General features: G+C 62.7%; 20 protein-coding genes and 1 pseudogene. 10 read left to right on the forward strand and 11 right to left on the reverse strand.

Annotated features, from left to right (window positions below; all coding sequences use genetic code 11):
- Positions 1-327: 327 nt before the first annotated feature.
- The 4 genes from AB8A38_RS05595 to cysD all read right to left on the reverse strand — a co-directional run bounded on the left by AB8A38_RS05595 (position 328) and on the right by cysD (position 6,963).
- A complete protein-coding gene (locus AB8A38_RS05595; protein WP_439085285.1) occupies positions 328-1,935 on the reverse strand; it encodes a sulfite reductase subunit alpha in 1,608 nt (535 codons plus the stop codon).
- A complete protein-coding gene (locus AB8A38_RS05600; protein WP_439085286.1) occupies positions 1,932-3,719 on the reverse strand; it encodes a NirA family protein in 1,788 nt (595 codons plus the stop codon). The genes AB8A38_RS05595 and AB8A38_RS05600 overlap by 4 nt, the downstream gene beginning before the upstream one ends.
- A gap of 471 nt (positions 3,720-4,190) precedes the next feature.
- Positions 4,191-6,113, reverse strand: a complete 1,923-nt coding sequence (gene cysC / locus AB8A38_RS05605) for an adenylyl-sulfate kinase (protein ID WP_439085287.1) — start codon at positions 6,111-6,113, stop codon at positions 4,191-4,193.
- 10 nt (positions 6,114-6,123) lie between these two features.
- Positions 6,124-6,963 carry a sulfate adenylyltransferase subunit CysD gene (cysD, locus tag AB8A38_RS05610; protein ID WP_439085288.1) on the reverse strand — a complete coding sequence of 280 codons (840 nt, stop codon included), beginning with the start codon at positions 6,961-6,963 and terminating at the stop codon, positions 6,124-6,126.
- A gap of 216 nt (positions 6,964-7,179) precedes the next feature.
- Here cysD and AB8A38_RS05615 point away from each other — a divergent pair, with 216 nt between their 5' ends.
- Entirely contained in the window at positions 7,180-7,881 is a 702-nt protein-coding gene (locus AB8A38_RS05615; RefSeq protein WP_439085289.1) for a phosphoadenylyl-sulfate reductase, read from the forward strand.
- Between the two features lie 7 nt (positions 7,882-7,888).
- Here the strand turns inward: AB8A38_RS05615 and AB8A38_RS05620 are convergent, their stop codons facing one another.
- On the reverse strand, positions 7,889-9,058 hold the full coding sequence (locus AB8A38_RS05620) for a CmpA/NrtA family ABC transporter substrate-binding protein (protein ID WP_439088466.1): 1,170 nt from the start codon (positions 9,056-9,058) through the stop codon (positions 7,889-7,891).
- Positions 9,058-9,648, reverse strand: a complete 591-nt coding sequence (locus tag AB8A38_RS05625) for an ANTAR domain-containing response regulator (RefSeq protein ID WP_089264382.1) — start codon at positions 9,646-9,648, stop codon at positions 9,058-9,060. Before AB8A38_RS05625 ends, AB8A38_RS05620 begins: the two co-directional genes overlap by 1 nt.
- Positions 9,649-9,759: 111 nt before the next feature.
- Between AB8A38_RS05625 and rimO the strand changes: the two genes are divergently transcribed.
- Entirely contained in the window at positions 9,760-11,088 is a 1,329-nt protein-coding gene (gene rimO / locus AB8A38_RS05630; protein WP_439085290.1) for a 30S ribosomal protein S12 methylthiotransferase RimO, read from the forward strand.
- Between the two features lie 184 nt (positions 11,089-11,272).
- Here the strand turns inward: rimO and AB8A38_RS05635 are convergent, their stop codons facing one another.
- The 3 genes from AB8A38_RS05635 to pcsA are packed head-to-tail and all read right to left on the reverse strand — an operon-like array spanning position 11,273 to position 13,772.
- Positions 11,273-12,247: a quinone oxidoreductase family protein gene (locus AB8A38_RS05635; protein WP_068731670.1), complete on the reverse strand. Its 975-nt coding sequence runs from the start codon at positions 12,245-12,247 to the stop codon at positions 11,273-11,275.
- 56 nt (positions 12,248-12,303) lie between these two features.
- Positions 12,304-13,041, reverse strand: coding sequence for a TerC family protein (locus AB8A38_RS05640; RefSeq protein ID WP_315841981.1), 738 nt, complete (start codon positions 13,039-13,041; stop codon positions 12,304-12,306).
- Positions 13,038-13,772: a phosphatidylcholine synthase gene (gene pcsA / locus AB8A38_RS05645; protein ID WP_439085291.1), complete on the reverse strand. Its 735-nt coding sequence runs from the start codon at positions 13,770-13,772 to the stop codon at positions 13,038-13,040. Before pcsA ends, AB8A38_RS05640 begins: the two co-directional genes overlap by 4 nt.
- Before the next feature lie 136 nt (positions 13,773-13,908).
- Here pcsA and AB8A38_RS05650 point away from each other — a divergent pair, with 136 nt between their 5' ends.
- A complete protein-coding gene (locus AB8A38_RS05650; RefSeq protein ID WP_439085293.1) occupies positions 13,909-15,111 on the forward strand; it encodes a UbiH/UbiF family hydroxylase in 1,203 nt (400 codons plus the stop codon).
- A gap of 14 nt (positions 15,112-15,125) precedes the next feature.
- Here the strand turns inward: AB8A38_RS05650 and AB8A38_RS05655 are convergent, their stop codons facing one another.
- Positions 15,126-16,079 carry an AEC family transporter gene (locus AB8A38_RS05655; protein WP_439085295.1) on the reverse strand — a complete coding sequence of 318 codons (954 nt, stop codon included), beginning with the start codon at positions 16,077-16,079 and terminating at the stop codon, positions 15,126-15,128.
- 121 nt (positions 16,080-16,200) lie between these two features.
- Between AB8A38_RS05655 and hspQ the strand changes: the two genes are divergently transcribed.
- The 6 genes and pseudogenes from hspQ (at position 16,201) to AB8A38_RS05685 (ending at position 22,056) form a co-directional block, all read left to right on the forward strand.
- Positions 16,201-16,533, forward strand: a complete 333-nt coding sequence (hspQ, locus tag AB8A38_RS05660) for a heat shock protein HspQ (RefSeq protein ID WP_089264388.1) — start codon at positions 16,201-16,203, stop codon at positions 16,531-16,533.
- A 429-nt stretch (positions 16,534-16,962) separates the two neighbouring features.
- Positions 16,963-17,908 (forward strand): annotated as a pseudogene (locus AB8A38_RS05665) (ABC transporter substrate-binding protein).
- Between the two features lie 2 nt (positions 17,909-17,910).
- Positions 17,911-18,684: an ABC transporter ATP-binding protein gene (locus tag AB8A38_RS05670; RefSeq protein ID WP_439085297.1), complete on the forward strand. Its 774-nt coding sequence runs from the start codon at positions 17,911-17,913 to the stop codon at positions 18,682-18,684.
- Positions 18,685-18,706: 22 nt separating this feature from the next.
- On the forward strand, positions 18,707-19,492 hold the full coding sequence (locus AB8A38_RS05675) for an ABC transporter permease (RefSeq protein WP_439088467.1): 786 nt from the start codon (positions 18,707-18,709) through the stop codon (positions 19,490-19,492).
- A gap of 111 nt (positions 19,493-19,603) precedes the next feature.
- Complete coding sequence (locus tag AB8A38_RS05680; protein ID WP_439085299.1) at positions 19,604-20,596, forward strand: isopenicillin N synthase family dioxygenase; 993 nt, start codon at positions 19,604-19,606, stop codon at positions 20,594-20,596.
- A 113-nt stretch (positions 20,597-20,709) separates the two neighbouring features.
- Entirely contained in the window at positions 20,710-22,056 is a 1,347-nt protein-coding gene (locus tag AB8A38_RS05685; RefSeq protein WP_439085301.1) for a cytosine deaminase, read from the forward strand.
- Positions 22,057-22,154: 98 nt separating this feature from the next.
- On the opposite strand, the gene AB8A38_RS05690 is transcribed toward AB8A38_RS05685, so the two are convergent.
- Positions 22,155-22,979 carry an invasion associated locus B family protein gene (locus tag AB8A38_RS05690; protein ID WP_315841977.1) on the reverse strand — a complete coding sequence of 275 codons (825 nt, stop codon included), beginning with the start codon at positions 22,977-22,979 and terminating at the stop codon, positions 22,155-22,157.
- 366 nt (positions 22,980-23,345) lie between these two features.
- Between AB8A38_RS05690 and AB8A38_RS05695 the strand changes: the two genes are divergently transcribed.
- Complete coding sequence (locus AB8A38_RS05695; protein ID WP_439088468.1) at positions 23,346-25,073, forward strand: extracellular solute-binding protein; 1,728 nt, start codon at positions 23,346-23,348, stop codon at positions 25,071-25,073.
- Positions 25,074-25,075 lie beyond the last annotated feature (2 nt).

The raw sequence follows: 25,075 nt of genomic DNA on the forward strand, positions 1-25,075 counted from the left end.
CGCCGACTCCCGCCCCTGTGATTTCGATGGTACGAGGATGCGCAGCGCGGCGGCTTCGGTCAATAAAATGGAATTTTGAATGTCGCGCAGGATGGAGAGATTATCTCCAATGAGAGCAGCGCCGGGAGAGAACGCAATTTATCGCTGAGGAAGCGTTCTACTGATGACGCAGTTGAAGCAAAACAGTTCTCTCGCAAACGCGCGCTCCCTCATGGTGAGGAGGCGCGAAGCGCCGTCTCGAACCATGAGATGCCGGCGCTCCGAGTCTGCGGCCATCCTTCGAGACGCCCGCCAATGGCGGGCTCCTCAGGATGAGGGGTAGAGATATCAATATACGTCGAGCTGAAACCGCCCCTTCTTCTTCAGCTCACTGACGAACATCACCGCTTCATCAGTCGAACGCGCGCCATGCTGGGCGGCGATGTCGACCAGAGCCCGCTCCACATCCTTGGCCATGCGCTTGGCATCGCCGCAGACATAGACATGGGCGCCTTCCGCGAGCCAGGTCCAGACGTCGCGGCCGACCTCGCGCATGCGATCCTGCACGTAGAACTTCTCGCCGGCGTCGCGCGACCAGGCCAGCGACAACCGTGTGAGGAAGCCTTCGGTCTTCATGCCATTGAGTTCGTCGGCATAGAAGAAATCCGACCCGCTGCGCTGATGGCCGAAGAACAGCCAGTTCTTGCCCGACGCCTTGGTGGCCTTGCGATCGTGCAGGAACGCCCTGAACGGCGCGATTCCGGTGCCCGGCCCCACCATGATGATCGGCGTCTCGGGATTTTCCGGCAGCGCAAAACCATGAGCCTTCTGAACATAGACCTTGAGCTCATCGCCGGGCTGGATGCGATCGGCGAGGAAGCTTGAGGCGAGACCATGTCGCTTCCGCTTGCCCACCATGTAACGAACGATATCGACGGTGAGAGACAGTTTGCCCGGCGTCGCATTGTGCGATGACGAGATTGAGTAGAGCCGCGGCTGCAGTGGCTCCAGCGCTTCGATAAAAGCCTCCGGATGCGGCCGCACGCCAGAGAATTTCTGCAGCGCCGCCATCACATCGAGCGTCGCGGCATCGCCATCGGGGTCCTCGCCCTGCGCCAGTGCGCGTGCCTTGGCGCGCTGCACCCCGCCGGTGAGATAGGACATCAGTTCGAACAGCGAGTCCGGTGCCGGGGCCAGCGAGACGTCGTATTGCAGCACCTCACGCAGCGTCTTGCCACGCACTTCCGTCGTATGCGACGCGCCGAGCAGAGCGATGATCTGGTCGACGTGACCGAGATCGTTCGACGCAAAGATACCGAAACTGTCGCCGACGACGTAATCGAGGCCACAGCCCGACAGATCGAAATCGATATGCCAGGTTTCCTTCTCAGAGCCCTTGCCGTTGAGCAGGCGGCGGCCGAGAAACACCGCGGGTGCGGGATTGTCGCGCGAGCGGCCGAGCGTCGACGGATCCGGCGCAGCAACTTCGGCCGGCTCCGCAGCAGCAGTCGTCGCTGCTGCCGCGGGCGCAGCACCCGCCGGTGCCTTGTCGAGCTCTTCATAGAGCGACTTCAGCATCCGCGCGGTCTCCTTGCCGCCCGGCACGCAGAGATTCAGCCGCGCCTCCGCTTTCGAGGCAATCGCGTCGGAATAGTCGTTGCAGTTATAGCCGCACTGGCCGCAATCCTGCTGCGCCATCGCCGCCATCATCTTGCGACGAACCGGCTTGCCTTCGGCGAGCTTCATGCGATCGGCGATCGGCATGGTCTGGTCATGCCAAGGCGCGCCGTCGTCTTCTTCCATGATGGCGGCGCCCTGCTCCGCAGAGAGCGGCGTCGCCGGCGCATCGGACAGCAGGCCGGCGAAGAAGCCGTTCAGCCAGGAGCGTTGCGCTTCCGAGAACGGCGCAGACGCAGGAATGATTTCGAGTTTGGGCGGCGGCGTCATCTGGTTCATGCGGACACCTGTTCATCAGCGAGCTTACGCAACGAAGCCGCGTCGTGACGGCGCGAGAATGTGAGGAAGGTCTCGTCTGGCGACGCGCGGTGGGCGAGATAGGCTTTCAGCAGCCGCTCGACGACAACAGGCGCGTCCGCGGACTTGACGTTCTGATAGACCTCCTGCCCGACATCGGCCAGTGGGCCGAAGCCGCCGCCGGTGAAGATGTGGAAGCCGTCCACGGTGTCGTCGCTATCGTCCAGCGCCACGCGCGCGCCGATCATGCCGATATCGCTGATGTAATGCTGCGCACAGGAATGATGGCAGCCGGTGAGATGGATGTTGATCGGCGTGTCGACCTCGACGCGCGTATCGCACCATTCGGCGACGTTCGTTGCCGTGCGCTTGGTATCCGCATTGCCGAACTTGCAACCGGCGCGGCCGGTGCAGGCGATCAGGCCGGCGCGGATCTCGGTGGTCTTGATGGCAAGGCCGAGGGCTTCGATGGCCGCAGTCGCCAGCGCGACATTCGCGTCTTTCACACCGGGGATGAGCAGGTTCTGCCATACTGTGAGGCGGATATCGCCGTCGCCGAGATCGGCTGCAATCTTCGAAAGCCCCCGCATCTGATCGGTCGTCACCTTGCCCAGCGGCAACACGACGCCGATCCAGTTCAGACCATCCTGCTTCTGCCTGTGCACGCCGATATGCGCCGTGCGGTCGAAGCCCGGGCGCGGCAGCAACGCTTCCGCCGGAACGCGCGTAAACGACGTGCCGAGCTTCTCCTCGACGAGGGTGAGGAACTTCTCCATGCCCATGCCGTCGATCACGTATTTCAGCCGCGCCTTGAGGCGGTTGGTGCGGTCGCCGAGATCGATGAAGACACGCACGATGGCGTCGGAGACCTTGGTGGAGTCCTCCGGTTTCACGATGATGCCGGTATCGGTGGCAAAATCCTTGTGGCCGGTGATGCCGCCGATGCCGAGCTTGAACCAGACGCCAGGCGCGACGCCGAAGCCATCCTTCACTTCGACTGCCTGGAAGGCGATGTCGTTGGTGTCTTCCAGCACGGCGATCTTGCCGGCGCCGTCGAAGGCGACGTTGAACTTGCGCGGCAGGCCGGTCAGCGTGCGGTCATTGAGAATGTGATAGTGCCATTCGCGCGCATAGGGTCGCGTATCCAGCAGTTCCTGCGGGTCGATGCCCGCGGTCGGCGTGCCCGTGACGTTGCGGATGTTGTCGGCCCCGGAGCCGCGTGAGCACAGACCGAGATCCTGGATACCCTCGATCAGCTTCACGGCATTTTTCGGCGGAATCTCGCGCACCTGCAGATTGGCGCGCGTTGTCACATGCGAGAACGGACCGCACAGCTCGTCACTGAGATCGGCAAGACCCGCAAGCTGCCAGTGCTTCATGATGCCGTTCGGGATCCGAAGCCGGCACATATAGGAGTCCTGCGTTGGACCCACATAGAAGATACCGTAATAGCGCCAGCGAAAATTGTCGGCCGGCGATGGCCGCGCATCGATCGCGGCCTGATCGCGCAGCCGCGGATAGGCGTCGAACGGGTGTTCCTCGCGCTTCCATTTCTCCTGCTCGACTAGCTTCTTGCCCGACGCAATGGTGCGGTCCTGCGCCTTGATATGCGGCGCATCCGGTCCGGTCGGCTCCGCATTGGCTTTGGCTGACGCGCCGCCGCCGAGACCCTTGCCGACACGGCTGATCTGCAGCCCGGTCGAGAAGCCTTCGAGGTAGCGCTTCTGTTCGTCAGTAAAGTCGATGGAGAGCGTTTCAATTTTCATGCGGGACGAAGCTCCTGCGGGCCACAGCGTGGCTTCAACGGGGATAAGGATTGCGGACCGCGCAGGCTCAAGTCAGCGCGTCGCGCCGGCTTGAATTCTGGAAGCGATCCGATCAGCCTCGTTGCTGCGGAAATCCATCTGAACTGGCCGGCGAGCATCAGCGAACGCCGGTTGACTAGAGACATTCAAGTCTCGTGCCAGATCGTCCTCGGAGGAAAAACGTCAAGAAATCAGGTGATTATGGTTGAGGCCGGGCGGAACCCGTCTGTTCGGTGCCAGCGTTTGTGCACCGCGCTCAATAAATAGACGGCGGGCACCAACAACAGCTGTCGTTGCTAGGAGCCTGCGCGACGAAGCCATCCAGCCTTGGCTCATGGCTTTTCGGATCGCCGCCTTGGTAAGAGGAAAGCTGGCGAACCAGCTTTCCTTGACCTCATCATGAGGTGCCAAAGTGAGCGCGGGCCTAAGCCGTTAGACCGCCTCGAACGCCGCCAGATCAGCGGCTCCGTCGTCCAGCACTTGCGTCTGCCGCAGCATGTCCTCGATGCCATCTATCGCGCGACCCACATCGACCGTCGACGTGTCGATCCGCAGCTCGACCGTCTCCGGCGCCTGATAGTCGTTGGCGATACCGGTGAAGCCCGGCAGGTCGCCGGCACGGGCCTTGGCGTAATGCCCCTTGGGATCGCGCTGCTCGCAGATCTCCGCCGGCGTCGCGACATAGATCTCGCGAAATGCAGTATCGACCGCGCTGCGGGCCTCGGCGCGGTCGCCGCGCGAGGGCGACACAGCCGCGACGATCGCGATATGACCGTTGCGGGCGAGATGGCCGGCCATTTCCGCCAGTCGCCTGACATTCTCGCTGCGATCGGCGGCGGAGAAGCCGAGGTCGCGATTGAGTCCGGCGCGCAGCGTGTCGCCGTCGAGCAGGATCGGCGAACCGCCTTTGGCGAACAGACGGTGCTCCAGCGCCCGCGCCAACGTCGACTTGCCCGATCCCGGCAATCCCGTGAACCACACCACCGCGCCTTGATGGCGATAGCGCGCCGAACGTTCCTCAGGCCGCAGTGCCGACTGCACCGGCACGATGTCCGACGACGCCGCGCGTTGGGCAGCATCAAAGGAGAGCACGAGACCGCCACCGGCAATCCGGCCACCGACCTCGATCACGAGACGTCCGGTGCGCGGATTGTCGACATAGCGATCAGCGGCGACCGGTTGCGACAGTGCGATCTCGATTTCACCAACGTGATTGCGGGCGATCTGTTTGGTCTCGACACTGGCCAGTTCGCCGGGATCGATCGCCTTCTCGATCGCGACCACACGGCCGCGCACTTCGCGCACGCCGAGCCGCACCAGGATCGACGAGCCCGCTGTCAGCGGCTGGTCGTGCAGCCAGAAAATCCGCGCCCGCAGTCGTCGTGTATCCGACGGCACCGCGCCAGCATGCGCGATCACGTCGCCGCGCTCGACGAACAGTTCGCGGTCGAGCGTGATACCGACGGATCGCCCTGCCCCGTACTCGCCTTCCAGCGGCATCGCCGACCAGCGCTCCACGCTCTTGATCTTCGCTCGCTTGCCAGCGGGCATGATCACCACGTCGTCGCCGACAGCCAGATGACCGGCCTCGATACGCCCGGCCACGATGCGCCGGTCGTCGAACTTGTAGATCGCCTGTACCGGTAGCCGCAGCGGCAATTCATCAAGCGCGAGTGCCGGCTTCAGCGCATCGAGCGCACCCACGACTGTCGGCCCGCGATACCAGCCGATACGGTCGGTATGGGTGGCCACGCCATCGCCATCCCGCGCCGAAATCGGAATCACCGCGGCGGGCGTGACGCCGAGTTCGATGAGATGCGCCGAAATTTCGTCGCTGATCGCCTGAAAGCGCGCAGCGCTGAAATCGACGCGGTCCATCTTGTTGACGACGACGGCGACCTGCTTCACGCCCAACAGATGCAGCAGATAGGCATGGCGCCGGGTCTGATCGCGAACGCCCTCCAGCGCATCGACAATCAGCACGGCGCCATCGGCCTGCGATGCACCGGTGATCATGTTACGCAGAAACTCGGCGTGGCCGGGCGCGTCGATCAGAATGACGTCGCGCAATTTGGTGCGGAAGCGGATCTGCGTGGTATCGATGGTGATGCCCTGGTCACGCTCGGTCTGCAGCGCATCGAGCAGGAACGACCATTCGAATGGCATGCCGCGCCGGGCGCTCACCGCTTTCAGCATCTCCAGCTTGCCATCCGGCAAGCCGCCGGTCTCGTGCAGCAGGCGACCGACCAGCGTCGACTTGCCATGATCCACATGGCCGACGATGACGATGCGCAGTTGTGGGCGCGTGGTGCCGTTGGGCATTCCGAGCGAGGTCGGATTGACGGGTTTGGTCATGGCATCACCTCTACAGATAGCCGGCGACGCGCAGTCGCTCGAAGGCGTCTTCGGTCTCATGATCGAGTGCGCGGCCGGCGCGCTCGGGAATCGTGGTGCCGTCGAGCTCGACCAGGATTTCGGCAATCGTGCTGGCGGTGGATGCGACGGGATTGGTGATGTCGGCATCGCCGAGCGAGCGGTAGCGCTTGCCGTCTTTGGCCAGATAGAGCGGGATGATCGGGATGTTTTCGCGCGCCGTGTAGGCCCAGATGTCCGCTTCGGTCCAATGCAGGATCGGATGAATGCGCAGATGGGCACCGGGCGGCGGCGAGGCGTTGAACTGATCCCAGAATTCCGGTGGCTGGTCGCGCACGTCCCATCCACCCTCGACACCGCGCGGCGAGAACACGCGCTCCTTGGCACGGGTCGCCTCTTCGTCCCGCCGAATACCAGCGATCAATCCGTCGAAGCCGTGCTTCGCCAGCGCAAGCTTGAGACCTTCGGTCTTGCGCGCCGCCGAACGCGCCGCCGGCGGCAGTGTGGGATCGACGCTATCGATCGATGGGCAGTATTCGACGGTGAGGTCGAGGCCCCACTCCTTCGAATAATGATCGCGAAATGCGTACATCTCCGGAAACTTCTTGCCGGTATCGACATGCAGGGCGGGGAACGGTACGTGGCCGAAGAACGCTTTGCGCGCCAGCCAGATCATGACATTGGAGTCCTTGCCGAGCGACCAAAGCAGGGCCAGCTTCTTCAGCCGCGCGAAGCCCTCGCGCAGGATGTAGATGCTCTGTGCTTCCAGTTGATCGAGATGGTCCATCGATACCACGTCCGGTCGGACGCGTTCGAGATTGGTCGACGTCATACGCCTTCTCCAGGTCCTCAAAACCGCCGTGAGATTCGCCGTTGCTCACGAAGCGGATACGCTCGGAGAAAGTGCATCTCTGGAACTCGATTTATGGGGTCAAAAAATCTAAACTGCGCTTCTCAAATAGAAAGAATATTTTTCTATTAAGTGGCGACAAACAACTGATATATAGAATCTTATTCCAGTCAAGCTGGATGTGTTGAGGAGTTCGAGATGTTGTCGCCCGGAGCCGTCGCAAGTGCTGTCCAATACGATCAAGCGCTGCAATCCGCCTCGCCCGCCGAGGTAATTGCCGCGGCGCTTGATCTCGTGGGCCGCGATAGCCTGGCGCTGGTATCGTCGTTTGGCACGGAGTCCGCGGCGTTGCTGAAGGTGATGGCCGATGTCGATCCCGCCATCCCCGTGTTGTTTCTCGATACCGGATGGTTGTTCGAAGAGACGCTCGCCTATCGCGACCAGCTGATCCGGACACTGGGCCTGCGCGACGTCCGAACGATCCGTCCTGCAGCAGAAGTGCTTGCCGCTGACGACGCCGATGGAGACCTGTGGTCGTCAGATCCCGACACCTGCTGCCGGATCCGGAAGGTCGAACCGCTGGCGCAGGCACTGGCGCCGTTCAGCGCATGGATCAACGGCCGCAAGCGATTTCAGGGCGCGTCGCGCGCGGCAATTCCTGTCGTTGAAACCGATGGCGGCAAGCTGAAATTCAATCCATTCGCCAATGTCACGCCGGACGAGATCGGGCTGATCTACGCGTCGGCGAAGCTGCCGCCGCATCCGCTCATAGCCTCAGGCTTTGCGTCGGTCGGCTGCATGCCCTGCACATCCCGCACCGCGCCTGGCGAGGACCCCCGCGCCGGCCGTTGGCGCGGCCGCGCCAAAACGGAATGCGGCATCCACACATCTGCGAGCTGAGCCGCCGTTACGACTTCATATGCGCGATCTCGAACGCCGCCAGATGGGCAGCGATGTTGCTCGGATCGAATGGCGGACCGGCAAAAGCGCCAACCGCGTCGGGCACATCAGTCGGAGCGCTGCCGGTGATACCGAGCGCGGCATCGTAGAGATCAGGCCTGAAGACCGCTTCGGCGGTCTTCAGCGCCTCGGGGCTGATCGCGGCCTGTCCCCAGCGCACCATCTGGGCATAGAGCCAGGCGGCCTGAACGGGATCGGGACGCCCGGCTCCTTCGCGGCCGACCAGCAGATAGCGCCCGCTCTCGCGCATGGTGCCATCCGGCGCAATCTTCAGTCGGCCATCGAGCGTCCGCAGCAGGACCTCCGGCGAGACGCCGATATATTGGGGCTTGGCGAGAATCGCCGCGATCTCGTTGCGGTTCTCCGGGGCCTCGATAAAGGCAGCCGCACTCACATGCGCCCGCGTGAGTGCTGCCACGGTGTCCGGGTTCTTCTCCGCCCAGCTCTGCCTCATCGCCAGCACCTTCTCGGCAGCGCGCAGCAGGATGTCGGAGACGAAATGCAGAATATGGCCGACGCCGAGATCGACCGCGACAGAATTCCAGGGCGCGCCGACACAGAACGCATCGACGTGACCGTTGGCGAGGCTGTCGACCATGTAAGGCGGCGGCAGCACCACGAGACGGACGTCCTCATCGGGATCGACGCCGCCGGCCGCCATCCAGAAACGGAGCTGGTAATTATGCGTCGAGAACGGAAACGTCATGCCGAAGGTCAGGGGATCGGCGCCGGCACGGGCACGCGCGACGACCACGCGGCGCAGCGCCTGCGCGGTGGCCATCGGATCGGTCGGGTCACCGTCGAGTTCAGACATCAGCGCCGCATGTAGCGCCGGCGAAACGGTAATGGCATTGCCGTTGATACCGAGATTGAACGACGCCACGATCGGCACTTTCACGTGCCCGAGCCCGAGGCTGGACGCGATGGCAACGGGCGCCAGCAGATGCGCCGCTTCGAACAGGCCGATATTCAGCTTGTCGCGGACGTTCGACCACGACACTTCCCGGACCAGTTCGACGTTCAGCCCCTCGGCCTTCGTGAACCCCTTGTCGACCGCGACAATCAGGGCGGCAGCGTCGGCCAGCGGAATGAAGCCGATGCGAAGCGGTTGGTCGATCATTTCAGCAACTCCGCTGCGGTGATGATCGACTGCGCGATCTCGCCGATTTTCTTCTTTTCACGCATCGCCGTGGATCGCAGCAATACGTAAGCCTCTTCTTCATTGAGGCCCTTGAGCTTCATCACGATGCCCTTGGCGCGGTCGATGATTTTGCGCTCCTCCAGCGCCGACTTGGTGCGCTCGAGCTCGTCCTGCAGTTTGGAAAAGGCATTGAAACGGGAGATGCAGAGATCGAGGATCGGCTTGATCCGCTCCTTCTTCAGCCCGTCCACGATGTATGAGGATACCCCCGCCTCGACCGAAGCCCGCGCCGACTCGGCGTCGCTCTGGTCGACGAACATGGCGACCGGCCGGCGCACCGCGCGGGACACCTGGAACATTTGTTCCAACACGTCGCGGCTGGGATTTTCGAGATCGATGACGATAACGTCCGGATCCAGCGCATAAATCCGGGCCAGCAGGTTATGCATCTCCCGGATATGCTGGACGTCCACATAGCCAGCCTCCCGCAGCCCTTCCTCAAGGATCGCGGCCCGGATCGGGCTTTCGTCGACAATGACAATTTTGGGCGACTGGTCGGCAGGCATCGGGCACTCACATGGATGCAGCATACCCATAGCACGCCCGCGCACGGCTTAAAGCCTTGTAATTATGGGCAAATGGGACTACCTGCTGCCTCTCAATCAGGCAGATCGAACATGCAACAGGCCGCCGCGCCGAAAATCTCCTTTGTCTCGCTGGGATGCCCGAAGGCCCTGGTGGATTCCGAGCGCATCATCACGCGCCTGCGGGCCGAAGGTTACGAACTCGCCCGCAAGCACGACGGCGCCGACATCGTCATCGTCAACACCTGCGGTTTCCTCGACAGCGCCAAGGCGGAGTCGCTGGGCGCCATCGGCGAAGCCATGGCGCAGAATGGCAAAGTCATCGTCACCGGCTGCATGGGCGCCGAGCCCGAGCAGATCGAGGCCGCCTATCCCAACCTGCTGTCGATCACCGGCCCGCAGCAATATGAGAGCGTGCTCGACGCCGTGCACCGCGCGCTGCCGCCGGTGCACAATCCGCATATCGATCTCGTGCCGCCACAGGGTATCAAGCTGACGCCGCGGCACTACGCCTATCTGAAGATTTCCGAAGGCTGCAACAACCGCTGCACCTTCTGCATCATTCCGAAGCTGCGCGGCGATCTGGTCTCGCGTCCGGCCAACGAAGTGCTGTTAGAGGCTGAGAAGCTGGTGAAGGCCGGCGTCAAGGAACTGCTGGTAGTGTCGCAGGACACCTCGGCTTACGGCGTCGATATCAAATATGCGACGAGCCCGTGGAAGGATCGCGAGGTCCGCGCCAAGTTCTATGATCTCGCCAAAGAGCTCGGCGAACTCGGCGCCTGGGTGCGGCTGCAATATGTTTACCCGTATCCGCATGTCGACGAAGTCATCGGCCTGATGAATGCCGGCAGCAATGTGCTGCCCTATCTCGACATCCCGTTCCAGCACGCGGCCCCGGAAGTATTGAAGGCGATGAAGCGCCCCGCCGCGCAGGACAAGACGCTCGCCCGCATCAAGAAGTGGCGCGAGGAATGTCCCGATCTGACATTGCGCTCGACCTTCATCGTCGGCTTCCCCGGCGAGACCGAAAGCGATTTCCAGTATCTCTTGGACTGGCTCGAAGAAGCGCAGATCGACCGCGTCGGCGCGTTCAAATACGAGTCCGTGGCAGGCGCGACCTCCAATGCCATCGCCAATGCAGTGCCCGAAGAAATCAAGCAGCAGCGCTGGAATGCGCTGATGGAGCGTCAGCAGAAGATTTCCGCGCGCCGCTTGAAGCGCAAGGTCGGCACGCGCCAGCAAATCATCATCGACGAAGTCGGCCCGACCGTGTCGAAGGGACGCTCGAAGGCGGACGCACCTGACATCGACGGCTCGGTCTACGTCACCGCACGCCGGCCGCTAAAGGTCGGCGAGATCGTCACGGCGAAGATCGAGCGCGCGGATGCGTATGATCTGCACGGGACGGTGGCGGGGTTCTAGCTAGAACGCCGATGGCCATGGCATCCCTCCCCCTTGTGGGGAGGGTCGGCCGATAGGCCGGGGTGGGGGTGCCACAAGCGACGCTCTCACGTGTTGCGCCACCCCACCCGTCTCGACCGCTGCGCGGTCGATCCACCCTCCCGCTGCGCGGCTTCGCCGCTTGAGGGAGGGAGAAGAAAGAACCTCACACCTTCAAAATCACCGCGCCGGTCGTCTTGCGTGCTTCCAGGTCCACATGCGCCTTGGCCGCATCCTTCAGCGCATAAGCGTGATTGATCGGCACATGCAGCTTGCCGTCGATCACAGCCGAGAACAGCGTGTCGGCGCCTTCCAGCAATTCTGAGCGCTTGGCGACATAGTCGTTCAGCTTCGGGCGCGTCGCGAATAGCGAGCCGTGATTGTTGAGTTCGGCGATGGCGAATGGCGGCACCGGGCCTGACGCGTTGCCGAACGACACCCACATGCCACGTGGCTTCAGGCATGACAGCGATCCCGGATAGGTGGTCTTGCCCACACCGTCATAGACCACATCGCAGAGTTCGTTCCGGCTGATCTGCTTCACGCGATCGACGAAGTTCTCTTCGTTGTAATAGATGACGTGATCGCAGCCATTGGCCAGCGCCAATTCGCCCTTCTCTTTCGAGCCGACGGTGCCGATCACATGCGCACCCATGGCTTTGGCCCACTGGCAGGCGAGCAGACCGATGCCGCCCGCTGCAGCATGGATCAACACGCGGTGATGCGGCTCGACCTTGAAAGTCTTGTGCAGCAGATACCAGACCGTGAGGCCCTTCAGCATCAGCACGGCGCCCTGCTCGTGGGTGATGCGATCCGGCAGTTTCACCAGCCGGTCGGCGGCAAACACGCGCTCGGTGGCATAGCTGCCGAGCGCCGAATAATAGGCGACGCGATCACCGGGATGAAAACCTGTGACGCCCGGACCGACTTCGATCACTTCGCCCGAGGCCTCATTACCGGCGATGAACGGCAGCTGCGGCGCCTTGTAGAGGCCGCTGCGGAAGTACGTATCGATAAAATTGACACCGATGGCATGCTGGCGGATGCGCACCTCGCCCGCGGCCGGTGCCGGGACCTGCACGTCTTCATAAGTGAGGACTTCGGGTCCACCGATCTCGTGGACGCGGACGGCTTTGGTCATCGTTCAATCTCCCTGAATGACTTTGGTCTCAAGCGATAACCAACACCCGCGTGATGTCAACCGGTGCCCGGCAGGGCCCGCTTTCGGCGGTTGCGCTTCGCCAGCACGTTGAACAGCTCGACCGCCGCCGAGAACAGGATGGCGAAATAGATGTAACCGCGCGGGATGTGGAATTTGAATCCATCCGCCATCAGCGAGACGCCGATCAGCACCAGGAAGGCGAGCGCCAGCATCTTGGTGGTCGGATATTGCGCTACGAAGCGTGCTACGGGTCCGGACGATACATACATCACCGCACAGGCGATGATGACGGCGGCCACCATGATCTCGATGTCCTGCGCCATGCCGATCGCAGTGATGATGGAGTCGAGCGAGAAAACGAGATCAACGACGATAACCTGCAGGATCACCCAGGCAAAGGCGTTCGGTGCCGGCTTCTCGTTGCCGGGTCCCTCGCGCGCCTCGACCTCGGCATGAATCTCGTGCGTTGCCTTGGCGATCAGGAACAGACCGCCACCGATGAGGATCAGATCACGCCAGGAGAATGCGAGGCCTCTCACCGTGATGACGGGTTCGGTCAGGCCGATCAGCCAGACGAGGACACTCAGCAGGATGATGCGGAACACCAGCGCCAGCGCGAGACCGATCTGGCGTGCGCGGGTGGCCTGCGGCTCCGGTAGCCGCGACACCAGCACCGACAGGAAAATCACATTGTCGATACCAAGTACGATTTCAAGCGCGGTCAGCGTCAACAGCGCGGCCCAGGCTTCGGGGCTGGAAAACAGTTCGATCATGATTTGGAGGGCCTCATGAGGCGGATGACGGCGTCACCGCAGACAATGTAAAAAGCGATTGCGCAGAGAGCGACCGTAATAGGCAAAGCAACAGCGAAGTTCTGTATCAGCGTGATGACGGCCAGCACAGCCCAGATCGCCATCAGCGACAGATTCAACCGGCGCAGGCGCGTCACGCGAACGGGATGCAGCACATGCACCGGCACAAAGGTCAGGACGATCAAGGCCAGAATCGCAAGGCTCGCGATGACGGGTGATGGTTGCAGCAAGAACAGATAGAACGCTGCCCCGTTCCACAGCGCCGGAAAACCGCGAAAGTGGTTGTCGTCGGTCTTCATGCGTTTGTCGGCAAAATAGAGTGCGCTGGTGATGACGATCCCGGCACCGAGCAGCACCGCCGTCCACGGCACCAACAGGCCGGAGGCAGCGATCGCATAGGCCGGCACGAACACGTAAGTGAGGAAGTCGACCACAAAATCAAGCGCGTCGCCCGACCAATCCGGCAACACGCGGCCCACGTCGAAGTGTCGGGCGATCGGGCCATCGAGCCCGTCGATGATCAGCGCCAAACCGAGCCAGCCGAACATCACAGCCCATTCGCCGCGCACGGCGCTCATCATGGCAATGAGTGCCACGCCGGCACCGAGCGCAGTAAAGATGTGAACCGAGAACGCCGCCGCGCGCGCGGATCGTGACGACGACGGGAGTTGGTCCGGACTCGAAGCGGTCATATGCCGGGAATTGCTAGCAGGAATCCGCCCGATTTGCACAGGCGCCGATGCGGCCTTCGGCCGCCCGATGACGCGGGAACGATTCCGCAGCGCGTAACGGCTTGAAAATGCCGGGCCAAAAGCCGATGGTCCGCCCATGACCGAGACCTCTGCTTCCACCTCCATTTATGATGTCGCCGTTGTCGGCGGCGGCCCTGCCGGCCTTGCTGCCGCCCTTGCGCTGGCCGAGACCGGCGCCCGTACCGCCCTCGTCGCCCGCCGCGTCCCCTATGGCGACAACCGCACCACCGCGCTGCTGGGCGGCTCCGTCGCGTTTCTGGAAAACCTCGATGTCTGGCACCGCTGCGCCGACAAGGCTGCCGCGCTGACGACCATGCGGCTGGTGGATGACACGGGCCGTCTGATCCGCGCGCCCGAAGTCAAATTCGTCTGCGGCGAGATCGGCCTCGAGACCTTCGGCTACAATATCGAGAACCGCGAATTGATGATCGCGCTCGAAGCGCGCGCCGCGGAATTGACCAATCTCATTCGCATCGATGACGAGGCCGATACGGTCACGCCGGACGAGATGCAAGTTCAGGTGCGCACGCGGCAAGGCCAGGTCCTGGTGGCGCGGCTGATCGTTGGCGCCGATGGCCGCCAGTCCCTGTGCCGCGAAGCCGCGGGCATTTCAGTCAAGCGACGCGCGCTTGAGCAGACGGCCGTCACCTTCAACATCGCGCATAGCCGGCCGCACAAGAACATGTCGACGGAGTTTCACACACCCGCCGGTCCCTGCGTGTTCGTGCCCCTGCCCGGCAATCGCTCCAGCATCGTCTGGGTCAACAAGCCCCGTGATGCCGAGCGCCTGATGGCATTGAGCGACGAGGCATTGTCGGACGCCGCCGAGAAACAATCGCATTCGATCCTCGGCCGGGTTCAGGTCGAGCCGGGTCGACACACGTTCCCGCTGGCAATCGAGCAGCCCGCGCAGCTGGCGAAGAACCGCATCGTGCTGGTCGGCGAAGCCGCCCATGTGGTGCCGCCGATCGGTGCGCAGGGTCTAAATCTTGGCCTGCGCGACGCCGGCGATATCGCTGACGTCGTGCGCGATGCCGGCATGAATGGCGCGGATATCGGGGCAGCGCCGGTGCTGGCGCGTTTCGAGAAGATCCGCCGCAGCGACATCTCCTCGCGTACCTTCGCCATCGACATGGCGAACCGTTCGCTGCTCAGCGATCTCCTGCCGATGCAGGTGATCCGCGCGGCCGGCATGCATGCGATGGGGTCCATAGGCCCGTTGCGCCGTCTTGCGATGCGCGAGGGCCTGTCGCCATCGTGGCGCAAGAGCGCTTCCTAGAGATCTCGCGCGTCCTAAGGAAACGCGATCTGGCCGCTCTTCAGGAAATACATCACCGAGGTGAGCGTCAGCACCGACACGAACGTGCCGAGCAGTACTGCGACAGAAGCCGGTTCGACCCAGCTATCGTACTGCCGCGCGATCACGAACACGTTCAGTGCCGGCGGCAATGACGCGAGCAGCACGGCCGTCGCGGCCCATACCGGCGGGAACGGCCCGAACAACAGCATCAGGCCGAACACGATTAGCGGGTGAATGAGCAGCTTGATGAAGATCAGACCAGGCACTTCCCACGGCACGCGCCCCAGCGGCCGCAAGGCAACCGTCACGCCGAGCGCGAACAGCGCAACGGGCGCAGCAGAATTCTGCAGGAACAGCAGCATGCCGTCGATGGCGACCGGCATCTGGATGTGAAACGCCGCGACGAAAGCGCCGAGATAGGCCGCCACGATCAAGGGGTGCAGCACGATGTGCTTGATGACGATGAAGATCGTCGGCAGCAGCGGACGCTTGTCGCCCGAGGTCAGCGCCATCATCAGCGGCGCGATCGAGAACAGGAAGATGCTGTCGAAACAGAACACCAGTGCAGTCGGAACTGCCGCCTTGGGGCCAAGCACCGCCAGCGCCAGCCCCGGTCCCATATAGCCGATATTACCATAGCCGCCGGCAAGCCCGGCCATTCCGGCCTCGCGCATGGTCAGCCGTCCCAGGAATTTACCGGTGCCGACCGACAGAAAGAACGCCGTTGCAGTCGCCAGCGTGGTGCCGATCACGAAGGGCAGATTGTTGAGTTCCTCGAACGGCGTCTTGGCCATGATGCGGAAGAACAGCGCGGGCAGCGACACATAAAGGAGGAAAAAATTCATCCAGGCGAGGCCCGTTTCGGGCAGATTCTTCACCTTGCCGCAGGCGAAGCCGATGAAGATCAGCCCGAAATACGGCAGTGCAAGATTGAGGACGTCCATCATGTCGAGCGTGTTTTTCTTGGTTCTTGGCCCTACGGGCGGGATAGCGGGGAGCGGCGTCTGTATGTCGTAAATCCGTCGTTTGCCTCTAGCATCGGCCACAATCCTGGTCTATTCGACCAGAATGATCAAAGCGCGGACCGCCAAATTCCAGATTGGACAGATCGTCCGCCACCGGATCTTTTCGTTCCGGGGGGTGGTGTTCGACATCGATCCGGAATTCAACAACACCGAAGAATGGTGGCTGTCGATCCCCGAAGACGTCCGTCCGAACAAGGACCAGCCATTTTACCATCTGCTGGCCGAGAATTCTGAGTCGGAATACGTCGCTTACGTCTCCGAGCAGAACCTGCTTCCCGATGAATCCGGCGAGCCGATCCGACACTCCCAGGTCGCCGAGATCTTCATCAAGGACAAGTCCGGCAGCTACCGACCGCGCAATCCGTCGCTGAACTGACGCCGCTTCACCGTTTTGCAGTTTGACTGTCGCTATCTGCTGACGGTCGATCGACGCATCAGACACTCGTCGCTTCGGCAGCGGCGCTGTGTCTATTTTTTGGGCAACGATTCTGCCTGTTTAATTTCCTTGCACTCGTTTTCGTGATCGTGGAGTCTTGGGGCAGCGAGTAGAAGCGGTCTGAGCGTAGCTCTGGACATTGCTCGGCGATGACACATCAAGGTCCGCCGCATGCTCTGCAAATCTGCCCCAGACGTCCCAATCCGAGCGCAACCACGAGCACTGCTTGCGATGGCTGCCCGAGCCATCGTCTGCTGGCACGCCATTTGCGTTGATCGGCCTGATCGCTCAACCGAAGGATCCCGCATGACCCGTCGCATCTCCAGCGCGTCGTTGGCACTTGTCTTTGGAGTCGTCGCATTTGGCCAGATGGCCGCGCCCGCGCACGCAGCCGACAAAGTCGTCTTTCAAACTCGACTGGCTTCCGGGTGGCGACAAGGCGCCGATCTATGTCTGCATCAATCAGGGCTTCTGCCGCGACGCCGGTCTTGACGTCACCATCGCGTCCGGTCGCGGATCGACCGATGCCATTTCGCGATTGGCCGCCGGTTCGTCGGATATCGGCATGTCCGATATCGGCGCGCTGCTAGCCGCGCGCGCAAATGAAAACGTCAAAGTCACCGGAGTGCTGTCGGTGTTCAACCGGGGACCGCACGCGTTCTACGTTGTCAAGGGCGGCAAGATCGCCAGCGTCGAGGATGTGAAGACAAAGACCATCGCGACCTCGCCCTTCACCTCGTCGAATTTTTATCTGCCGTTGGTGCTGAAGGACAAGGGCTTCGACGTCGCCGACATCAAACTGATCAAGGCCGAGCCCGGCTCGCTCGGGCCGATGCTAATGGCCGGCAATGTCGACGGCATCATCGCCTGGATGACCGACCTGACGCGCTACAAGAACCAAGGCAAGGAAGCCGGCAAGGACATCATCGCCCTGCCTTGGTCAGCTGCCGGTCTTGAACTGTACTCGGCCTCGCTAATCGCCAATGACGATTTCCTGGCCAGACGGCCCGATGTCGCCAAACGCTTCGTCGAAGCCTTCAAGAAGTCGATCGAATTCACCAAGAGCCATCCGGACAAGGCTGCGGCGTCGGTGATCGCCATCGTGTCCGAACTTGGCTCGGAAGACGTGAAGGGTTCGATCGGCGACACCAATCCGCTGATCTTCAACGAGGTGACCGACAAAGACGGCCTCGGCGTATTCGAACCCGCGCGCCTCGCCGAAACATGGCGGCGCGTATCGGCCGCGCAAAACATAGCACCCAGCAAGCTCGATCCCGAAACCGCCATCACCCGCAAATTCATTCCAGCGAAATAGCCATGGTCGCGCCTGCCATTCGCTTTACCCAGCTTGGCCAAGTCTTCCACACCCGCTCGGGCGAGACCGAGGCTTTGCGCGATGTCAGCTTCGACATCGCGCAGCACGAATTCCTGGCGGTCTTGGGCCCCTCAGGCTGCGGCAAGTCGACCTTGCTGCGGCTGATCGCGGGGCTATTGCCGCCGACGTCCGGTACGGTCGAGGTATTCGGCCTGCCGGTGACGGAGCCGCGTGACGACATCGGCATCGTATTTCAAAAACCGACGCTGCTGCCATGGGCCAGCGTCGAGGACAATGTACTGTTTCCGATCCGTCACAAGCGTGGACGGGTCAGCGCCGAAGACCGCGCGCGCGCCGCGGATCTCTTGCACATGGTCGGCCTCGATGGTTTCGCCAACCGGCTGCCTGACGAGTTGTCCGGCGGCATGCAACAGCGCGTCGGCATCGCTCGGGCGCTGTTGCTCGACCCCGACATCCTGTTGATGGACGAACCGTTTTCGGCGCTGGACGCGCTGACCCGCGAGGTGATGGGTTTCGACCTGCTGCGGATTTTCTCCGAGCGGCCGAAGACCGTCGTGTTCATTACCCATTCGGTAAACGAAGCCGCGCTGCTGGCAGACCGCGTGCTGGTGATGACCGGCCGGCCTGGCTCGGTTCTCACCGATATCGTGGTGCCGGTCGGTCGCCCGCGCGGACCCGAGACAGCCAATGAGAGAGCGATCCATGACCTCAGTGCTCACCTACGCGGCCTCCTCCTCCAAAGAGCCGCAGCCTGAAGCCCCGGCGCCGCGCGCCCGCATGGTCGCGAAACGGCGGCTGCTGCGTCTGGCCACCGCGCCCGGATTTGCAACGGCCGGCTCGCTGATCGCGGTACTGGTATTCTGGGAGATTATCGCGAGCGGCCTCGCGATTCCGTCATACCTGTTGCCAACCCCCTCCTCGATCTTGCAGTCGTTTTCCTCGATCGGTGCCGACCGCTGGATGGTTCACGTCTGGGCCACGCTGCGCGTCGCACTGATCGGTTACGTGCTGTCGATCGTGATCGCGATCCCGCTCGCAATCGTCATGATGCGTTCGCCGTTTCTGTCGAAGACGCTGTATCCGTTGCTGGTCATCGTGCAGTCGACGCCGGTGGTGGCCGTGGCGCCAGTCATCATCGTCGCGCTCGGCGCCGGCGATGCACCACGGGTCGTCATCACCTGCCTGATCACCTTCTTTCCCCTCGTGGTATCGACCGCTACCGGCCTCGCTGCGACGCCGCCTGAGCTAATCGAGCTGTCGCGAAGCCTGCGCGCGCCGCCCTGGCGCGAGATCACGCAGATACGGTTGCCCTTCGCGGTGCCCTATATTTTTTCCGCGCTCAAGATTTCCATCACGCTGGCCGTGATCGGCGCCGTCGTCGCCGAGTTCTGCGCATCCGACGCCGGCATCGGTTACTTCATACAGTTCTCGACCTCGATGTTTCGCCTACCGCAGGCCTGGGCCGGCCTGCTTGTGCTCGCTGCGATGTCGCTCCTGCTGTTCCAGCTCGTCCTGTTCACGCAACAGCGACTGTTTCCATGGAGTGTACCGAAGAAGGACTGACGAATTGGCGAGGTATTTGGCCTTGCCTGCTCCGGAGTAGAAGCGGTCGGGCCATGCCCGGACATTGCTCCTCAACCGCCGACCACGTCGGCTTTCTCAGGAAGACCTACCATGAGTGACTACGCCCTCGCCGAGCTAAATAAAGAGACCCGAATCGGTGGCATCGGCACCACTGTCGAGCGCGAGATTCCGGTGATCGATCTGGCGGATTTCGACAACCGCAAACACGAGATCGCAGATGCGTTGTGGAACGCGTCCACCGAGATCGGCTTCTTTCAGGTCTATAATCACGGCATTCCCCAATCCGATATCGACGCCGCCTTTGCTGCCGCATGGCGGTTCTTCGAGCTGCCGATGGATGTGAAGGCCAAGTATCCGATGCCGAAAGGCACCAATGCCGGCTGGGAGTTCAAGGCCCAGGTGCGGCCCTCGACGGGCACGCCGGACAACAAGGAAAGTTATCAGATCACTCAACCCAGCATGTCCGGGTTGTGGCCGAACGAGGACGAACTGCCAAATTTCAAGGCGGAGATGTTGAAGTTCGAGCGCCAGAATTGGGCACTCGGCATGCGCATCCTATCCTGTTTTGCGCTCAAAATGGGCTTCGTGCACGACTTCTTCACCAAGGCCCACGATCCGGACTCGCAGCACTACCAATCGACGCAGCGGCTGATCCACTACATGTCGATGGAAGATGCCAAGCCGCAAGATTTCGAGGCCTGGCGCGCGGGTGCGCATTCCGATTTCGACTGTCTGACAATCCTGCACCAGAAGGAAGGCGAAGGCGGCTTGCAGGTATGCCCGGGCAAGGAGGCCGCAGCCGGCGAATGGACGGATGTGCCGCCGCGACAGGGTTACATCACCTGCAATATCGGCGATATGCTGATGCGATGGTCCGACGACCAGCTGCAATCCACGCTGCATCGCGTGCGAATGCCGCGGCCGGGCGAATATCTTGGCCGCCGCTTGTCGCTGCCGTTCTTCTGCCAAGCCAATCGCGACGCCGTGATGCAGGGGCCGCTTGGCAAATACGAACCCATAACGGCGGGCGACTATCTCACCATGCGGATCAACGCGAATTTCGCGGCAATCCGCGACAAGTAACCTCGCGCACATTCTCGATGAAATGAGCCCTTGCGACGAAGCAATCCAGCATCTCTGTCCCCGCTGGATTGCTTCCCGGCAGCACAGTTGCCCCATGATCCGGAGCGCTCACCATGGATCTTTCGCCGCGACACATCAGCCCAGACCACTTTTCCGGTCGCGGTCGCCTGGTGCTGCGCAACGCCAGATGCCCCGCAGCGCTGTTCGCCGAAACTCTGCCGCCCGTCCTGTCGTGCGACGCCGATGGCGCCGTGCTGGTCGATCTCGTACTGGATGGCGACGTCGTCGCAGCTGTCGTGCCGACGGGCAGCGGTATGGCAGATCGTATCCTCGATCTGGACGGGCGGCATATCTGGCCTCTGCTCGTCGATGCGCATACGCATCTCGACAAGGGGCATATCATCGGTCGCGCACCGGACTCCGGCGGTACGCATGCCGGCGCCCGCGACGCCACGGATACCGATCGGCGCACGCACTGGCAGCGTGACGATCTTTTGCGTCGCATGGAGTTCGGTCTCGGCTGCGCCGAGTCGCATGGCGTCGCTGCGATCCGCACTCATCTCGACAGTCATGAAGGTCAGGCCGAAACAAGCTGGGCCGCGTTTGCCGATCTGCGCGATCGCTGGGCGAATCGCATCGCGTTGCAGGGCGTAGCATTGGTGCCGCTCGACTGTTACCGCGGCGACTACGGAAGGCAGCTCGCCGATCTCGTGGCCAGCCACGGCGGCCTGCTGGGTGGAGTCACGCGCGCATCCGGCGGCGAGCACGGCCAAGGGCTCGACGACCTCGACGCATTGCTCGACACGCTGTTCCGCCTGGCCGGGGAGCGTGACCTCGACGTCGATCTTCATGTCGATGAAGCCGCACGCTCCGGCGCGCTGTTGCACGTCGCCGACGCGACACTGCGCCATGGCTTCGAAGGCCGGGTGGCCTGCGGCCATTGCTGTTCGCTGTCGTTGCTATCCGAGGACGAAGCGGCAAACGTGATCGCCTGCGTGGCCTCCGCCGGCATCGCGATCATCTCGCTGCCGACCGTGAACATGTATTTGCAGGATCGCGCCGATGCTGTGACGCCGCGTTGGCGCGGCGTCACAGCGGTCAAGGAGCTACAGGCAGCTGGCATCCGTGTCGCGGTAGCAGGCGACAACTGCCGCGATCCGTTCTACGCCTATGGCGACCACGACATGCTCGACACTTGGCGCCAGGCCGTGCGCATTTTGCACCTCGATCATCCCTATGGCGACGCCGCCGGGCTGGCAGGGCCGGTGCCGGCTGGGATCATGGGGCTCGAAGCCGGTGCGATCGGGCCCGGCCGCCAGGCCGATCTGATGATCCTTGAGGCATGGACGCTCGACCAGGTGATCGCCCGTCCGCATGCGGACCGCCTGATCATCCGGGCCGGCCGCGCCGCCGCGCATCGGCCGCCGTCGTACCGGGCGCTCGGCATCGAATTCAGATGATGATCCTAAACTGAAGAAGGCGCCCGTTGCGGGGCGCCTTCTGATCGGTGATGCAAGAACGTCGTTTATGATGAAATCACAATCGGGACACTCCGCACTTACTTCGCGGCCGGATTGGCCGGAGCCGCCGGTGCTGCACCAGCTGCCGGTTGCTGGGCCTCGAGCTTGGCTCGGGCTTCCGCAGCGCGCTTCTGCAGCTCTTCCTGCAGCTTCTTCTGGGTTTCCTCGAACACCTTCGGATCGGTCGGCGGGCCGTCATAGGCCTTGGCGAATTCGGCCAGCGGCAGCGGCAGCGTCAGCGGTGCGCCATTGGAATTGATCGCCTGCACGATCAGGTTCTGGCCCTTCTTCAGATTGGCCAGCAGCTCCGGAGTGACTTCGTAATCGGACATACAGCCGTTGGCGAAGCAGATCACATAGGGGCTCTGCGCCGGGGCATTGCTGTCCACGATCACGCGGGTGCCGTGCACGAGCTGCATGCCGAGCGGCAGCGTCACGCGCAGGATCTTCTTCGGTTCACCTTCCGGCTCGATGATGACGGCCGCGATGACGGGCTGGCCCGACTCGATGCGGCCGTCCTTGCCGGTGAAGCAGACCTGCTTGGCATTGGCGTCCTGGCCCTTGAGGCAGAACTTGGTCCACGGCGCATAAATCAGCTGAACCTGCTGATCGGCCGGTGGCGCGCCTGCGGCTGGCGCCTGGGCGGCGGGAGCGGCCGGGGTAGCAGCCTTCGGCGCAGCTTTCGGCGCGGCCTTGGGCGCAGGCGCAGCAGCCTTCGGCGCCGCGGCCGGCGGCGCAGCAGGCGCGGGAGCCTGTGCATGCGCAACCGGAGCGATCATCGTGGCGGTCAAGGCCGTCGCCGCCAGAAGCGCGAAGCCCCGCCCGCGCGGCAGAACCGACGCAGCCAAGAGACGGAAATTCATTTCGGAAAACCCTTTCTGAACGGAGGCGCTCATATCCCGGAGGCGGCGCTGACAGTCACCCGTTGGCGGGTGTCTCGGTGCCAATTACGGCCGTTACGTGACAGGCCGCGCCGTCCTCGTCAATTGTCCGCTTTCAATACAGCGGCGGACGAAAAGATCAATGGCGCCAGCCCTATTTGATCCATGGCACAGGTTCGGGGCGGGCAGCCATGGTAAAGTTCCTCTGTGAACAGTTCCGAATCAAATCGCACAAATGCACGGGGTCTTTCGACCCTGTCCAAACTGATCGCGGCGCTGGCCTGCTGGACAGCTCTGGCCGGCCCAGTGGTGGATTCCGCACAGGCCGATCCCAGCCACGCGATCGCCATGCACGGCGCCCCGGCCCTGCCACCCGATTTCAGGCAGATGCCCTATGCCAATCCCGACGCGCCGAAAGGCGGCCGCATGGTCCAGGGCGTTCTCGGCACCTTCGACAGCCTCAATCCCTTCATCGTCCGGGGCATCGCGGTGCCGCAGATGCGCGGCTATGTCATCGAAAGCCTGATGGCCCGTGGCCAGGACGAGGCGTTCACGCTCTATGGCCTGCTTGCCGAGAGCGTCGAGACCGATGACGCGAGAAGCTTCGTCACTTTCCGGATCAACCCCAAGGCGACGTTCTCCGACGGCAAGCCCGTCCTGGCCGCCGACGTGCTGTTCGCCTGGCAGTTGCTGCGCGACAAGGGCCGGCCCAATCACCGGCAGTATTATTCGAAGGTAGCCAAGGCCGAGGCGCTGGACGAGCGCACGGTGCGCTTTGACTTCGGCGGCCAGGCGGATCGCGAATTGCCGCTGATCCTCGGCCTGATGCCGGTGCTGCCGAAACACGCCGTCAATCCCGACCCGTTCGAGGAAACCTCGATGGCGCCGCCGCTGGGCTCCGGGCCTTATACGGTGACGAACGTAAAACCCGGCGCCGCGGTGACGCTCACCCGCAATCCCGCTTATTGGGGCCGCGATCTGCCGATCAATCGCGGCCTATGGAATTTCGACGAGATCCGCCTCGATTACTATCGCGAGGCCAACACCCATTTCGAAGCCTTCAAGCGCGGCCTCTACGACTTCCGCGTCGAGAACGAGCCGCTGCGCTGGCACGACGGCTACACATTCCCCGCCGCCACGTCCGGCGAAGTAATCCGCGACAGCATCAAGACCGGCCTGCCGAAGCCGTCGGAATTTCTGGTGTTCAACACGCGGCGACCGATGTTCGCAGATATTCGCGTGAGACAGGCGCTGACGCTGCTGTTCGATTTCGAATGGATCAACCGCACCTATTTCTTCGGCCTCTATGCCCGCTCGGCCGGCTTCTACGCGGGCTCGGATCTCTCCGCCTATATGCGCGCCGCGGATGATCGCGAACGGACGCTGCTGCAGCCCTACGCCTCAAATATAGCCGCCAATATTCTCGATGGCAGCTACCGCCTGCCGGTCAGCGACGGCTCGGGCCGTGACCGTCCCGCGCTGCGCACTGCGCTGGCACTGCTCAAAGACGCGGGCTACGAACTTGTAAACAACGTGCTGCGGCGGCAGTCGGACAAAACGCCCCTCGCCTTCGAGATCCTCGTCACCACCCGCGATCAGGAACGCATCGCGCTGGCCTATGCGCGCGATCTCAAGCGCGCGGGCATCATTGCCAATATTCGCTCCATCGATGCCGTGCAGTTCGACCAGCGCCGCATCAATTTCGAATTCGACATGATCCAGAACCGCTGGGACCAGTCGCTGTCGCCGGGCAACGAGCAGTCGTTCTACTGGGGCTCGGAAGCCGCCGACAATCCCGGCACCCGCAACTACATGGGCGCGAAGAATACCGCCGTCGACGCCATGATCTCCGCCATGCTGGAGGCCCGCGACCACGGTCCCTTCGTCGATGCCGTCCGTGCCATGGACCGCGCACTGATCGCCGGTTTCTACGCTATCCCGCTCTACTATGTCGGCGAGCAATGGATTGCGCGATGGAATCGGATAGAACGACCTTCGACCATCGCGCTCTCAGGCTATTTGCCGGAGACCTGGTGGGCCAGAACGCTGCCAGCTTCGCCGCCGAACCGGAAGTGACA

This window comes from Tardiphaga sp. 839_C3_N1_4 (assembly GCF_051811045.1).
GTDB lineage: Bacteria > Pseudomonadota > Alphaproteobacteria > Rhizobiales > Xanthobacteraceae > Tardiphaga.

Excerpts from the sequence above, each read along its gene's own strand:
- AB8A38_RS05595 (WP_439085285.1), bottom strand. The coding sequence starts at position 1,935 with ATGAACCAGATGACGCCGCCGCCCAAACTCGAAATCATTCCTGCGTCT.
- AB8A38_RS05600 (WP_439085286.1), bottom strand. The coding sequence starts at position 3,719 with ATGAAAATTGAAACGCTCTCCATCGACTTTACTGACGAACAGAAGCGC.
- cysC (WP_439085287.1), bottom strand. The coding sequence starts at position 6,113 with ATGACCAAACCCGTCAATCCGACCTCGCTCGGAATGCCCAACGGCACC.
- cysD (WP_439085288.1), bottom strand. The coding sequence starts at position 6,963 with ATGACGTCGACCAATCTCGAACGCGTCCGACCGGACGTGGTATCGATG.
- AB8A38_RS05615 (WP_439085289.1), top strand. The coding sequence starts at position 7,180 with ATGTTGTCGCCCGGAGCCGTCGCAAGTGCTGTCCAATACGATCAAGCG.
- AB8A38_RS05625 (WP_089264382.1), bottom strand. The coding sequence starts at position 9,648 with ATGCCTGCCGACCAGTCGCCCAAAATTGTCATTGTCGACGAAAGCCCG.
- rimO (WP_439085290.1), top strand. The coding sequence starts at position 9,760 with ATGCAACAGGCCGCCGCGCCGAAAATCTCCTTTGTCTCGCTGGGATGC.
- AB8A38_RS05635 (WP_068731670.1), bottom strand. The coding sequence starts at position 12,247 with ATGACCAAAGCCGTCCGCGTCCACGAGATCGGTGGACCCGAAGTCCTC.
- AB8A38_RS05640 (WP_315841981.1), bottom strand. The coding sequence starts at position 13,041 with ATGATCGAACTGTTTTCCAGCCCCGAAGCCTGGGCCGCGCTGTTGACG.
- pcsA (WP_439085291.1), bottom strand. The coding sequence starts at position 13,772 with ATGACCGCTTCGAGTCCGGACCAACTCCCGTCGTCGTCACGATCCGCG.
- AB8A38_RS05650 (WP_439085293.1), top strand. The coding sequence starts at position 13,909 with ATGACCGAGACCTCTGCTTCCACCTCCATTTATGATGTCGCCGTTGTC.
- AB8A38_RS05655 (WP_439085295.1), bottom strand. The coding sequence starts at position 16,079 with ATGATGGACGTCCTCAATCTTGCACTGCCGTATTTCGGGCTGATCTTC.
- hspQ (WP_089264388.1), top strand. The coding sequence starts at position 16,201 with ATGATCAAAGCGCGGACCGCCAAATTCCAGATTGGACAGATCGTCCGC.
- AB8A38_RS05670 (WP_439085297.1), top strand. The coding sequence starts at position 17,911 with ATGGTCGCGCCTGCCATTCGCTTTACCCAGCTTGGCCAAGTCTTCCAC.
- AB8A38_RS05675 (WP_439088467.1), top strand. The coding sequence starts at position 18,707 with ATGGTCGCGAAACGGCGGCTGCTGCGTCTGGCCACCGCGCCCGGATTT.
- AB8A38_RS05680 (WP_439085299.1), top strand. The coding sequence starts at position 19,604 with ATGAGTGACTACGCCCTCGCCGAGCTAAATAAAGAGACCCGAATCGGT.
- AB8A38_RS05685 (WP_439085301.1), top strand. The coding sequence starts at position 20,710 with ATGGATCTTTCGCCGCGACACATCAGCCCAGACCACTTTTCCGGTCGC.
- AB8A38_RS05690 (WP_315841977.1), bottom strand. The coding sequence starts at position 22,979 with ATGAATTTCCGTCTCTTGGCTGCGTCGGTTCTGCCGCGCGGGCGGGGC.
- AB8A38_RS05695 (WP_439088468.1), top strand. The coding sequence starts at position 23,346 with ATGCACGGCGCCCCGGCCCTGCCACCCGATTTCAGGCAGATGCCCTAT.